This is a genomic window from Pedobacter sp. PF22-3 (assembly GCF_026239555.1).
GTDB lineage: Bacteria > Bacteroidota > Bacteroidia > Sphingobacteriales > Sphingobacteriaceae > Pedobacter.
Genome location: NZ_JAPIVP010000007.1, coordinates 155,263 through 169,316 on the forward strand (window position 1 = coordinate 155,263; position 14,054 = coordinate 169,316).

Consider the following 14,054-nt stretch of genomic DNA (forward strand, 5'->3'; position numbering starts at 1 on the left):
TTTGTTTATTGGGCTCGTAACGGATGGCCGAAATCGGTTAATCGCCGCTAAACGCTTCTCGATAATCCCTTAACCAAACGGCCTACTTATCATAATAGGGCTTATACTTAATATTTGGCGATAAAACATGAAGCAATATTATTCTCGAATAACGGTAGTTAAAGGGATAGAGGATAAAACAACCTGTGAAAATAACAATCAGATAAGGCCAGAAAGTATCATCGGTAAGTGGTCCAAAAATGAGATAAGTTAGAAAACTGGCAAAAAGCATTTCAATTACATTCATGGCATAACTTACATACATGGCTGCATAAAAGTAACCTGGTTCAATTTCTATCCGTTGGGCGCAATGTCCACAGATTTCTTTGGTGTGCTGAATGTTCCAGCCGTACATACTGCCTGTAAAAATATCTCCCCTACGGCAATGTGGGCATTTACAATGCACAATGGCGTAGAGTTTCGAGGTAGTTTGACCAGACATACTTTTAATTTAAATTAAAAGGTTCTTTTTTCATGTTGAGCTGAATATTCTTTTTCCGGTATTTCTTATACCATACCACACCAACAATAACAGCCATTAAATAAGGAAGAGATAAAAGATATAATACACCTGTATTTAAACCTGCCGTTTGTGTGTTGCCATTTTTAACACCTTGTTCGGCATTAATGGTACACATCGAACATTGTGCATTAACATTGGGCCTTACAGCAAAGGTAAATACCAGCGCAAACAGGACAAAAATTGCTTTTTTCTTCATGGTTCACAAATATAAGCATAAACGGATGCAGGGGTTTAAAAATTATGTCATAAAAAAAACACCGTAAAAACATTAAGGTTTCACGGTGTCCTTGAATTTAGTTAATTTTAGAAAGTATAGCCTAATCCTAATCCAACTGTTAGTAAAGACTCTTCACCAGTAAACAACAGTAAACCTGCTCTATACATAAAGCCCCCCGTTGGCTTCTGATGTCTAAAACCAACCCTTGCTATAAACGGTATGTTAGAAGATTTATGCTCAAAATTATAATTATACCCGTTAATAGTAATAAATTTTTCAGAAAACTTATCTGTAGGCTTAAATATTGTTAGTCCTACTCCTGCTTCAAAAAAATTTTTTGAAGTATAACTTCTGCTCAAGAGGATATTAGCTTCGAGAGGAATGACAACGACGTCTTTGATTGTAGCGAAGCCAATTCTTGGCGTAAATTTAATACATCTATTCAATTGAAAAACCCTATCATAATTAATTGAATATATTCCCCCATTTCCCAAAAGCTCAGCATAAATACTATTTTTTTTTATGCCGACTTGCTGGGCGAATGTTGCTAAACTAAGCAGTAAATTTGCTAAAATTAATATTATGAACTGCTTTTTCATTTGTGTTACTATCTGATTTAATGCAAAATATATATTTAATTTTTACTAATTGTCTTCAGATTATTTGAAATCGCTAAATTGTTTGTCGAATTTATTCATCCATCAACCTGAGCGAGTTTTTACGCTAGAAGTTGTTATTTTTTCACAACACTCATACCAACCCATTCACTATTTAATTTGCCAAGCGCTATAACTTCACCACTTATCACCTCAATAGTTTTTGCCAATTTAATAGTTGGCTTTACATTACCACTTTCATCCCCTTTAAGGCCAATTATCATGGTTTGAAAATCAAATGTTTTGCTTTGTACAGCATCGCCGTTATTATTATATCTATATTCCCATTCTGTTGGAATCAAAATATGGTCAATACCTGTTCCACGAGGTCTTGTAGAAAATGCTACTCCTTTTGTTTTATCTACTGCTTTGGCTTGTATAATTTTTACAAGTCGCTCTATAATTTGCTTATCAAATTGAGATTCGATAAGTGCTCCAGCATTAAGCGGTATATTTTGTGTTTTTTGGATCAATGTATTTAAATGATTTCTTATATCCTGTGGTAAAAAATTACCAATATTATTAATCGCAATAATATCGCTTATTCTATAAACTAAGTAATCCTTACCCTGATCATTGAATCTAAAATTTACATTACTCGTAATAGCATTTGAAACAGTATTCCAAAAATCCACTGGTGACTTCGCGGTAGGATCCTCAATTTGAGGTACATCAAGTTTAATTATCATGTTGCTCCAACCTAACCTCATTTCATCAAAATTTTCAAATGGTCTATATAAACCAGTCCAGCCTCTCGTTTGAATTACTGATCTTACGCCCACGGATGCAAAAGCACCCCAATTAGTTGAATAGAAATTAATTTTTAACCGTGCTTTATCTGTATTGTTATAGCTTTTAAAATGATCACGACCAAATAAAGCTTGCAAACCTTTGCCTGCCCAAGTTTTAGCATCATTAAATTCATAAACATCTACATTGGTAAACACATTTTCTCCCAGCGGAAAATCAATAATTGTATTGGTTGGCGGGGTAGTTGATGTTGTATTGCCAAAATCATGCATTTTATGATAAGTATCAATAAAGAATATTTTTTTATGATTTCTTAAACTAAAGAAATCTTCTCCCTCACTTACCAAATCCCCGGATAAGTCCAATCCATTATCAAGATTAGTAACCAATCCTTCAAGCTCGGCTTTATCTTCATTTGCGATCAGGAAAGTACCATATTCAGTCACTTTGTACAAGGTATTATCAACTTCAACCTCTCCCTCTGGATTTAGAACACTTGCAAAATAAGGATCTGGAACCAACTCAGCAAGTTCAAGAATAGGCTCTAAAGGTGGGTCGGCTGGCGTACCAGGATCTCCTCCCGGAGGAAGTTGTGGCTGCGGACCAACTAAGGTCATTCTTAATGCATTTTTTAGGCTAATGCCACTTAGCTTGCCCGTGTTATGAATATTTATTGCCTCTTGTTTTAAGGAAATAAAATCTTGATGCCCATCTAAATTGCTGATTAATTTAGTGATAACATCAGTAGATTTTTTTTGGTGAGATTCATGCATCAGATTGGTAAAGGCATTTTTAGAAAAAGTTAAATGGCCGTTTTTAATACTTACTTCTTCTGTTGCCAGTTGATTCCTGATTCCGTTTTCTTTTTTGCAGCTACTTTCAAAAAGTACCAACAAAATTAGAATTAGAGAGAGAAATTTCGTTTTAGATTGTTTGTTTTTTTTCACGATTGTAAATTTGAGTTTGTTATAGATAAAAAATTAGTGAGTTATACAGAAATAACACCGCTTTTTGGTGCGTAATTATAGCGTTAGTAAGCTTAATAAACCCCCACTTTTGAGGGTGAGGGTTCGGAGAGAGGTGTTATAATATTATTCAAATGTGATCCAGCTTCTTGCGTCTGCTACAGCTACCATGTCGTAAACTTTGGTATCTGTTTGTATAACATAAAAGCCGCCTTGTTTAAGAAAATTATTGGTTGTATTGGTGATAATAGGCCGTATAGCAACTGGTGCAGTACCATAACTACCATCTTGTACATAAGAAATCTTACCATCAACGCTTACTGTTGGTGTTATAGCAGGACCATAGGCTCCATAAGCTGTACCTAACCAAAATCTAACTGCCCCATAGTTTTGTCCTGTAATTTTTGGATAATAATCAATAGAAAAGAAATTAGGAATTCTTCTTACTCCATAAGCATCAATTACACCATCTACAGTAAATCCGGTATAACATTCACTATATGTCCCATAAACCGGATTTGCCAAGAATCTGGCAGCAACGCTAGCATCATATTTTAAAGGTGCAATCGCTTCCTTTATTTGCAATGTTGCACCGTTGCTTGTACTTGCATTAATAAATCCTGTTGCGGCATCAAATGAAACCCCATTTAAACCAGTTATAGTTGATGTTCCGATAACTAGTGGTTCAAATAAGATTAATGAACTACCAGAAACAAAGTAATTACTCGTAACTGTTTTTAGTGTTCCTGCTTCAAGGTAACTAAATCCAAGAACCCTTCTATTCGGATCTAATTTTACCTCACAATCTAAACCACCTACCGTAGCGCGTTTAAAATAGGTTCTCAATTTGGATAATGTAGCAGTCATTTCATCAGGCGCAGTAAATGCTGAAGCATTATCGGCAGCAGATTTTGACCTCACTAATACCAGTTTACTCTTATTAAAGGTCCCTTCCAGTTTTATGGTATCAGCACTAGCTGAAAGAAATGCAAATTCGAAATCTGAATAATAGCCGCCGCCTACAGCACCGCCAAATTTGCTTGGCGTTGGGTCTGCTATTAGATGTAAGGTCGAATAGGTATCGAACAATAAGGTTGGTCTTTGCAGGGCTTTTAACCTGTACGAACTTTCGTTTGGTGTTGGTTCATAATCTGCCGACATTGTGGTCCTGTTCTTATCAGTAAAAGAGAATAAGAATGTAGCAAGAACTTTAGTATCTGTTAATAAATAACCTTTCCAACCAAATTGCGCTCCAGCCAACTGAGTCTGATATGCCTTTAGCGTTTCAGATAAGCGATCATCTGCGTTGCCAAGTATAGGTTCCGTTTTGTCTTTTTTACAAGAGCCTAAGGCTAATGCAAATAAGAATAAATATAATAAATGCTTTTTCATCATTTTTATTTTAAATTATTACAATGTGCCAAATAGATAAGATGTTGGATCTGCTGTTTTTACAAGTCCACCGAATATACCCTTCGATTGTGGAACAATATCATTGATCCAACGTATCGAAAATTGTTGCCCCTTAAAGTAGTTTAGTAAAGTTGGAATAGCAGCCTCTATTGCCCTTGCGTTTGCATAAGTTGTGGTTGTTGGCTGCGGATTTGAATAGGCTAATGTAATGTTTCCATTAACATTGGCTACATCAAAATTAAAATCAGCATTAAAACCTACACCTAAAGCAGCAGTTGGATCCATAAAATTCACCCTTAAAATCACTTTATTAGCTGTTGTAAAAATTAAAGAAATATTATCGATATAATAACCAACTCCAGTTTGTAAGCCAGTATTTGCAGTGTTATAAGCCGCTAAAAACTTTGTTGATAAACCTGTTAATTTTTGAGGATTTACTGTAATTGTACCATAAGTTTTGGCTGGCCCCAATAAGCTATTAAAATCAGCGGTTGGAGATTGTAATTCTATTGCAGCCTGGATTCTAGTCTGTAGGTCAGCAATGTCAATACCCCAGCTATCTTTCATATAAGATACGACAATAGCTTTCTTTCTTAATAATTTCGACCTTCCATCTACGTTTTGTTCATAAACCCCGTTGCCGTTTCTTTTAATGTAAACACCATCATAAACAAATAGATTATTTACAATATTGTCGAAATTAGCTTGTCCACCTTCCAGCAGCGTTGATAGCGTTTCTACAAAATCATCATCTTTATTAGATCTTGAATATGGTGTAATAAAACCTTTGCCCCAAAAATCTGCCTCGTACATGATTTTATCTAAAGCAGCATTTGTTGAATATGCACCTCTAAAAATATTAAACCATGTTGCAGTATAATCGCCCGGAGTTATTCTTTGGTAATCAGGAGTTACCGCAATGTTCTGGTTGAGGATATGACCGAATTCGTGATGCATAGTATGCAAAATTTGCCTTACTGCTACCTTATTGTTCTGATCAAAAGTATTTAAATCGAGTAATACAATTTTCCGACCCGCCTCAGCGGTACCTAAAGTAATGGAACCATTGCTGTTATAAGACGGACTACCTGCCAGGTAAAATTGCTTCTGGCAATACTTTTTCATAAAATCTTCGCCTTTTACAGCAACATAGGGGTCGATCCAGGTTTTTTTTATGATACTCATCACCGGTATTACAAGATCTTCCTGAATAGGTACAACATTCTTATAAATTTCACCGAGTTCCGACCTGTCCCATTTATATTTAACTTCAATATTATAAGGAGTTGTATAATTGGTACTGATCCATTCATCTATTGGTCCTTTCGTCCAGGTATCACCACCTAAACCAACAATATTGGCACTCAAATCGTCTTTTTTGCTACATCCCGCTAAAAAGACTGTTGCTAATGCAAGCATTGATATTAATAATTTCTTTTTCATAATATTCTTATATTATAATTAACGGGGATTGGCAGCTAATCCAGCTGCAACAGCATCTTGCGGAATTTGAATTAATCGCTTTGGATCATTTGCCCCCAAAGAGATCTTGGTTTTTCCATCTAAACTATTATGTTCAATCGGGATTTTTAATCTTAAAATGTCTAACCACCTCAAACCTTCGTGCATAAATTCTTGACGTTTAAAGTTCAATATGGTATTCACTAATGCATCTTTAACAGATAATGCCGGGAAAAATGCTGTTGCCTTAGCTTCAGTAAATTTATCCGCAGTTGCAGAATAGCCTACAATTCTTTTTGATAAATAAGCATCGATATCTGCAATTGTTAATGCATTATTATTGCCTAACATCGCGTTAGCCTCGGCCCGGTTAAATAAAACCTCTTCACTGGTAAATAAGGGCACCATATTATAAGCATCCCCAAAGTTGGCACTGATGGTCTCTTTTACAAAGTGTTCCCTAAATTTAGGAATGTTATAAACGACATCAGTGCCGCCAAAAATTTTATTTGAATACGCAAAGGCTTTTTTACTGGGATTATTTGCCGCCGCAAAAATTGGCAGAATAGAAGAACTTAAACCATAATTGTAGCTTGCATAATTACGCCCCCAATATGAATTTGCCTCCTGCAACAATAAATTAGCAGGTTCAGTTGAATTGGTATATAACGCTTGCAATTCATAGTAACCCAACGCATTGTAGGTTGTATTCCAAGCCCTTAAATTATCAGATATTGTAGCAGCCGGAAAAATCGCATTCGCATGGTCTATTACTTTTTGGTAATCCTTTTTAAATAAATAAAAACGCGTTGCAAAAGCATGGGCGGCTTGAGTTGTGAAATGATATTTAGGAACCCTGTAGCTCTGGTTTTTAATTAATGGTAAACCTTCTATTAAATCCTTTTCAATGTTTTCATAAACACTGGCAACAGTGCCCCTTGTATAGCTACCCTCAACTACTTTCTGTGGTTGGGTTACATAAGGGATACCTGGATCGGAAGCGGCGGTTGCCGGATCGTAAGCTTTAGCAAAGAAAGTTACCAGCATAAAATGTACATAAGCCCTTGCTACAAGTGCCTCTCCTTTACTAGCCGAATACTCTGCAGTATTACCTCCTTTATCAATAGCCTCCAAAGCATAGTTAGCAGCTGCAATGGCTTTATAACAGGCATTCCAGTAAAATGGTGGAGTATCTTGGGATGTTGCATCAATCTGATCGATATAATTCCAGGGAGATGCATTCGGCAAATCCCTTCCTGTTGTTCCTTTATCGCCGGCATTATCGCTCATTGCTTCAGCAAAAGCGAGATAATTACCATGTGGATAAGCATTGGCCAATAGTTCAGCCACTTTAACAGGACTGTTAAGTTCGGTACGATCATCAGGTTGATGCTCTAAAAATTTCTTACAGCTGGTGGATAGCAGTAAGCTTGAGCATGCGATATATATGAATATTTTATTCTTTTTCATTTTTCTGTTCAATTTAAATTAGAATCCAACTTTTAGGGAAAGTGTGTACTGCTTCGGGATCGGCAAGGCCACACCACCAGATGCAAAAAACTCCGGATCTTGTCCTTTTAATTTTTTGTCTGAATAAATTAACCAAAAGTTATTGGCCACGGCACTGATTGATGCATTGTTTGCTCCAATAGATTTTAAGATTTTGGCAGGTAAAGCGTATGAAAGAGATAATTGTTTTAATCTGATAAAACTTCCGTCAGCAACCCTTACAGTAGAATAGTTGTAAGTATTGTATGGATATTTTCCGTCAATATTAGCTGCTGCTTCAACATCAAGAATAGAAGGGATATTGGTTCTCAATTCATCTCCTGGTAGTGTCCACCTATCTTTAAACTCGTTAGGCAATGCATCTAAATCTGAATAAGACGTAGCGAATACCGGATTTAACCTAATTTTGTTTCCTGCTGAGAATGTAAATAACGAACCAAAGGTAAATCCTTTGTAGCTAACGCTGTTGTAAAAACCACCTGTTAATTTAGGATCGGTAGGACCTTCATATTTTAGGTATTTGGTTTCTAAACTCTGCATGTAAACATCAATGCTCTTTTCTCCTTTTTCGTTGATAAACTCAGGGATACCGGTATTATGATTTAAACCTGTAAAATCAACAGAATATAAACCGCGGTACGGGAAACCTTCCTGCGGTCCACCATCGGCCGTTACTAAACTGAATATGCTTTGCGGGCTCGAAAGTTTAGTTACCTTATTCTTATTATAACCAAAGTTTAAATTACTTCTCCAGTTCCATTCGCCTGTTTTAATAATCGGACCACTTAAAGTCACCTCAATACCTTTGGTATTCATATCGGCGTAGTTGGCAGTGGTTAAGTACTGCCCACCGATACCTGAAGTTCTTAATGGGCTGATCAGATCGAATCCATTCCTATTGTATAAATCAACAGTAATATTCAGTTTATCCTTAAAAAAACCAAGGTCAACACCAAGATTGGTTTCATATTGTTTTTCCCAGGTAAGATCTTTATTTTCGATGTATTCGATATTCATTACCGACTCTGTTTCATTCGTGTATGGTCTTAAAGCACTAGCATTTCTTAAAACCAATGCAGAATTGGTGGCACTGCCTAAACTTGCGGTTAAACCATAGGTTGCCCTTATTGTAGCGCGGTTTAGGATTTTGGTTAAGCTTTCGCTATCAAAGAATTTTTCTTTATCGATGTTCCACGCACCCGAAATGTTCCAGGTTGGTAACCATCTGGCTGTTGCAGAGCTTCCCAACTGGTTCGAACCGTCGTACCTACCCGTAGCGTTAAATGAATATTTACCATCGTAAGAGTAAGCTGCCCTTGCCATAAATGCAGCGAAACGATCATATCTATGGTTCATAGAATAGTAGTTCAGGTTATTTAATGTAGCCTGTTTAATAATATTCGGATCAATAAAAGGTACACCTCCCTTATCGTATTGATAGCCATAACCGATCATACTTCTGGTTTGGCGGTCGGCCATCCGCATCTCTTGAACAGCATAAATATTAATCAAATGCTTTTCATTGAATGTGTTGTCATATTCAAACGAGTTTCTAACCATGTACGATTTAAGAAAATCGTCTGTGGTATTATAAAAACCGCCATATGGAAGCACTACTACAGGCTGCAGTTCTGGATGTGCCGGATCGCGGAACAAGAAGCGGTTATTGTCCTGTATATAAGAATCGTCTGGATTGTAACCTGCACGATACGCATTGGCCATGTTAGAGTTTTCTCTTACTTTGTGCTCGTTACCACTTTTTACGTATCGCATTGATGCTAAGAAATCGTACTTAAAGTGTTTGGTAAACTTGTAGTTTAATCCACCTTGAAGTTTGAAATCAAGCATACTCAAATCTAAAGAGTTATTGCCTAACTCATCAAGAATATTAAAATTGGCAAAATTTCTGGTGAAATTTTCTCTACTTCCATTCTGGTCGAATGCGGTTAATGTTCTGCTCGTATTTAAAGCATAACTGAAGGGATTAATATCAAAATCCCTTGAATATTTACCTTCCACCGGATTACTCACTCTTCCAATTGTACCCGGAGCTTTCTGGTTACGGATTGATCCCGTGGTGATGAAATTAAGGCTAAGTTTATCAGATAGGTTAAATACTGCATTTACATTGCCTGTATAACGTTCAACATTATTCCCTACGGCCCAACCGTTGTCATTTAAATAACTGGTAGAGAAATATAACTGCGATTTATCGGTTCCAGACGAAACACTTATGCCGTGTTCCTGCATCAGCGAATTTTTGAAAAGCACATCAAACCAATCGGTGTTCGCAGTAGCATAACGCGATAAAAATGTATTTCTGGCTTCAGGAGTATTGGCCAAACCAAATGCACCTGATGTCGCATCATAGGTATTGATCAATTGATACATTTTGGTAAAAACACCACCATCAGCAGCTCTCGATGCACTTGAGTGATTTAGCCAACCTTTACGGGCCAACTCCGAATACACCGACATTTGGTCTGATGAATTCATGATGTTATAACTATCATATGTAGGTTTTAAGTAGGTAGAAAAGTTACCAGTATAAGAGATTAATGGTTTACCGATACGTCCTTTCTTTGTTGTTATAACCACTACACCGTTCATTGCGCGTGCACCATATTGTGCCGTCGCAGCTGCATCTTTTAAGATATTAAATGATTCAATATCGTCAGCATTTATACCAGCAACAGAAGATCCAATCAACGTACTTACATCTCCTGATGATAACTGTTCATTGGAGATATTAACAACGTCTTCTAAAATCACGCCATCCACTACCCATAATGGTTTGTTTTCACCCGTAATTGAGGTTGCTCCACGTACGCGGATTTTAGGGGCTGCTCCAAATGTACCAGAAACGTTTTGTACTGATACCCCGGCAACACGACCTTCAAGCATCCGACTTACGTCAGTAATACCATCTTGTTTAACATCAGATCCTTTTAGCGCTGTTGCAGCTCCTGTAAATAATTTCTTGTTTAAATTCTGATAACCTGTGGAAATAATATTTACATCTTTTAGTTCATTTGCATCTTCTTCTAATACTACATTTATAGAAGTTTTAGATCCAACTTCAACCTCTATTGTTTTATACCCAATAAAGCTAAAAACCAAAGTAGCACCTTCTTTAACCGAAATAGCAAAATCTCCGTTATTGCTGGTAGATACCGCATTGGCTGCCCCTTTCTCCCTTACACTCACTCCTGGTAGGGCTGCACCGTTTTTATCTCTCACTTTTCCGGTTACCTTTACAGCAGCGAAATAGCTCAGCACTTTATCAAATACAGATTTCTCTTTTAATGTGATCAGTACCGTTCTATCTTCAATAGTGTAGTTCAGATCTCCACCTGAAACAATTTTGTTCATTACCTCTTCAATTGTTGAATTATTAAAATCTACATTTAAAGTGGTTGAAGTTTTGATTTTATTGGTAGATAAAAGCACATCATAGCCCGATTGTCTCCTTATCTCTTTAAAAACTTTTTCTAATGTTACATGTTTTTCTTTCAATGTAACCAATTGTCCGAATGAAGCTGCACTTACCTGCATTAATGAGGCCAGCAGAACAACCGTAATTAACTTCATCATGAGTAGCAATTTAGGTATGTAGCGTCGGTGCGTACATAAAATTCTAATATAAATTTTGTACATTTAATAGTCTGTTTTTTGTGCGAAGCGCAAGAAAGTTTAGACGCAAAATTGCGTTTCGCGTGTTATCCAAGAAATAATTGATTTTTAATCGATTCCGGTTTTCGGAATAGCTAAACAGATTAAAAAAGGGGGTGTTGCAGCACTCCTTTTTTTATGCGTTCAACTTTGGATCGTCAGGAGCTTTGTCGAAGTTTATTCATTGGTTGTTAGGTTTATGGTTGATTAATTAGTTGTTTCTTTTTTATAGATAAAGGTTAGTTACTTCTTCATCTTCTTTCTCGTTATTCCTTATAGACAATCACTTTATTGCCCTTAATATCAAAACGTACTTCGCCAGTCTGTTCAAATTTTCTAAGCACTTTTGATATTTTTTCGAAACGGCTTACCGTTCCGTAGTACATTACATCTTTGGCTTCAGGATCTGCATATTCTATTTCCACATTGTACCAACGGGCAATTTTACGTAGAATGCTTTCCTGCCTTTCGTTATTAAGCATGAAATAACCCTTTTTCCAGGCAACTGCTTCATCAACATCTACTTCTTTTACGTCCATGCCCGAAATGGTTACCAGCGATTGTTCTCCGGGTTTAAGCACCTCACTCTCATTGGTATTTTTATGAGAAACCCTCACACTACCCTCCAATAAAGTTGTCCTGGTTACCTTTTCATCTTTATAGCTATTAATGTTAAAGTGCGTACCCAATACTTCAACAGCCTGTTTATCGGTTTCTACAATAAAGGGATGTGTTGCATTTTTCGCTACTTCAAAATAAGCTTCACCGTCTAATTTAACTGCACGCTGTTTTGCGGTGCCAATGTTTAATCCGTATTGAAGTGAAGAGGCGGCATTTAGCCAAACTGTAGAACCATCAGGTAACTTGATTTGCCACTCTCCACCATTTGGAGTCGAAATGGTGTTTAGTCTATCATCGCTTACATTTTCTGATCCAGCAATATTATACACCAACTGCCCTTCGTCTGTTTTGGTGATGGAGAAACCAGCATCTTTGGCTATATCACCTTTCATTGCATCCGAAAGCGAGATTTTCCTTCCATCGGCCAGGGTGAGAATAGCTTTATTTTTTCCAGGCGCAACGTCCGTAATAAAAACATGTTCTTTCTTTTTTTGTAGAGAAAGATAAGCCGTTAAAGAAAACACAACAAACACAACAGCAGCAGCAGCCCATTTTAAACCATTCATTAAAATTCGCTTAGGCGACCGCGATGGTTTGTCTACTGTCAGAATTTTATCGAGAACCGGATTCCATCTTTCTTCAACAATATCAAATACATGCGCTTCCTCTGCGATAATCATTTTCACGATTTCATCAGAAAGCAATGACGCATTGTTTTCTGCTAAAACTAAAAGTTCTTCCTTCTCGGCCTGACTTAAGGTCTTAGCTGTAAACTGTTGTAATAGATATTTTATACGGTCTTCCATAAAGATTCTGATACTAAGAAGCAGTAAAAGAAAATAAGGACTATCGTAATATTGATTTTTTTTATTTTATTTTCAAAAAGAAAAAAACAATTGGGAAAAAGAACACAATTCCATGTTGATCGAGGTGTATACGAATTGATTTTAATGCAATTACAAGGGCATTTTTAACCGTATTAGGAGAAATATTGAGTATTTCGGCAATTTCTGGAATAGTTTTGCCATCTCGCCTGCTTAATTGATATATATTTTTCCTTTGGTCAGGTAATTTATCTACCGCAGTAGCTATAATTTTCGTTACTTCATTTAAATTAATAGTTTCGATGGTACTATTGTGACTATTTTGTTGTTTAGCGGTAAATGCATCCACTACCCGTTCTTCTTTTAATTTTTTACGTAAGAAGCTTAAACATTCGTTGGAAACATATTTATACAGGTAGGCTTTCACATTCTCCACTTCAGCCAACTTATCGCGATTTAACCATACTCTTAAAAATGCATCCTGAATAATTTCTTCAGCGGCATCATCAGATTTTGTAAATTTTGAAGCAAAAATGTGCAGCACAGGAAGGTACTTGAAGAACAAAACAGAAAATGCTTGTTCGTCTCCTTCCATGATTTTTTCGATAAGCCTCCTTTCATCTTCTATCCTTCCTGGCGCCATAAATTAGTCGATTTGTATACTCACATACAAATTTCATGAATAGTTCTGTGTGATATAATATACATAAAAGTGGAAAAAAAAATGGGTTAAAGCAAATTTCTCCTGCACGTAAAATCCCATTAACTAAAAAAGCATTACTTTTTAAGGTAACGCTTTTCAATTTTTTTTAGGATTAATATATCTTTAGTATTGATAATATGGCGAAATCATTAAATAAACCACTACACCAGTTATAGCAACATAAAGCCATAGTGGAAATGTAATTCGTGCAATTTTTCTGTGACGATCGAAACGTTTGGCTAAAGCCCTTACATAAGTAACCAAAACCAAAGGAATAATGGCAATTGACAATAAGATATGTGTTAATAAAATAAAAAAGTAAACATACTTTATCGCTCCATCTCCTCCAAACTTAGTTGAAGGTGTGGTCATATGGTATGCGATGTACATTACCAAAAATAATAAAGAGCAGCCTATGGCTGTTTTCATTAAATTTTGGTGCAATTGTATTTTTCCATTCTTTATTGCCCAAACTGCAACAACCAACAATACTGCTGTAATTCCGTTGATTGTAGCATATATAGGAGGTAAAAAAGGTAAGGCTGGCGCATCAATACCTAAATCTTTTAGCTTTACCACAAATAAAAAGGCTACCGCTACCGGTATAAAAATGGAGAGTATAATGATCCACTTACTATATTTTTTCTCGATCGGACTATTTTCCATGAGTATTAAATCTTTTATAATTATTATATTGTTTT

At 36.2% G+C, this 14,054-nt stretch carries 11 protein-coding genes; all 11 read right to left on the reverse strand.

The genetic code is table 11. From position 1 onward, the window contains the following. Window positions 1-82: 82 nt before the first annotated feature. Window positions 83-481: a DUF983 domain-containing protein gene (locus OQX63_RS11230; RefSeq protein ID WP_265850963.1), complete on the reverse strand. Its 399-nt coding sequence runs from the start codon at window positions 479-481 to the stop codon at window positions 83-85. A gap of 4 nt (window positions 482-485) precedes the next feature. Then, window positions 486-758 (reverse strand): hypothetical protein, encoded by a 273-nt coding sequence (locus tag OQX63_RS11235; RefSeq protein ID WP_265850964.1) that lies wholly within the window; start codon window positions 756-758, stop codon window positions 486-488. Window positions 759-865: 107 nt separating this feature from the next. Next, window positions 866-1,378 carry a hypothetical protein gene (locus OQX63_RS11240; protein ID WP_265850965.1) on the reverse strand — a complete coding sequence of 171 codons (513 nt, stop codon included), beginning with the start codon at window positions 1,376-1,378 and terminating at the stop codon, window positions 866-868. Between the two features lie 134 nt (window positions 1,379-1,512). Next, entirely contained in the window at window positions 1,513-3,132 is a 1,620-nt protein-coding gene (locus tag OQX63_RS11245) for a hypothetical protein (protein WP_265850966.1), read from the reverse strand. A gap of 144 nt (window positions 3,133-3,276) precedes the next feature. Further along, window positions 3,277-4,542 (reverse strand): DUF4302 domain-containing protein, encoded by a 1,266-nt coding sequence (locus OQX63_RS11250; protein ID WP_265850967.1) that lies wholly within the window; start codon window positions 4,540-4,542, stop codon window positions 3,277-3,279. A gap of 18 nt (window positions 4,543-4,560) precedes the next feature. Further along, a complete protein-coding gene (locus tag OQX63_RS11255; RefSeq protein WP_265850968.1) occupies window positions 4,561-6,006 on the reverse strand; it encodes a zinc-binding metallopeptidase in 1,446 nt (481 codons plus the stop codon). 18 nt (window positions 6,007-6,024) lie between these two features. Continuing rightward, the gene (locus OQX63_RS11260; RefSeq protein ID WP_265850969.1) at window positions 6,025-7,494 is read right to left on the reverse strand and encodes a RagB/SusD family nutrient uptake outer membrane protein; all 1,470 of its coding nucleotides are present in this window, start codon (window positions 7,492-7,494) and stop codon (window positions 6,025-6,027) included. Window positions 7,495-7,512: 18 nt separating this feature from the next. After that, window positions 7,513-11,127: a SusC/RagA family TonB-linked outer membrane protein gene (locus OQX63_RS11265; protein WP_265850970.1), complete on the reverse strand. Its 3,615-nt coding sequence runs from the start codon at window positions 11,125-11,127 to the stop codon at window positions 7,513-7,515. A gap of 344 nt (window positions 11,128-11,471) precedes the next feature. Then, complete coding sequence (locus OQX63_RS11270) at window positions 11,472-12,632, reverse strand: FecR family protein (RefSeq protein ID WP_265850971.1); 1,161 nt, start codon at window positions 12,630-12,632, stop codon at window positions 11,472-11,474. Between the two features lie 61 nt (window positions 12,633-12,693). Then, window positions 12,694-13,293: an RNA polymerase sigma-70 factor gene (locus OQX63_RS11275; protein ID WP_265850972.1), complete on the reverse strand. Its 600-nt coding sequence runs from the start codon at window positions 13,291-13,293 to the stop codon at window positions 12,694-12,696. 183 nt (window positions 13,294-13,476) lie between these two features. Beyond that, window positions 13,477-14,019 carry a DUF420 domain-containing protein gene (locus tag OQX63_RS11280; protein ID WP_265850973.1) on the reverse strand — a complete coding sequence of 181 codons (543 nt, stop codon included), beginning with the start codon at window positions 14,017-14,019 and terminating at the stop codon, window positions 13,477-13,479. Between the last annotated feature and the right edge of the window lie 35 nt (window positions 14,020-14,054).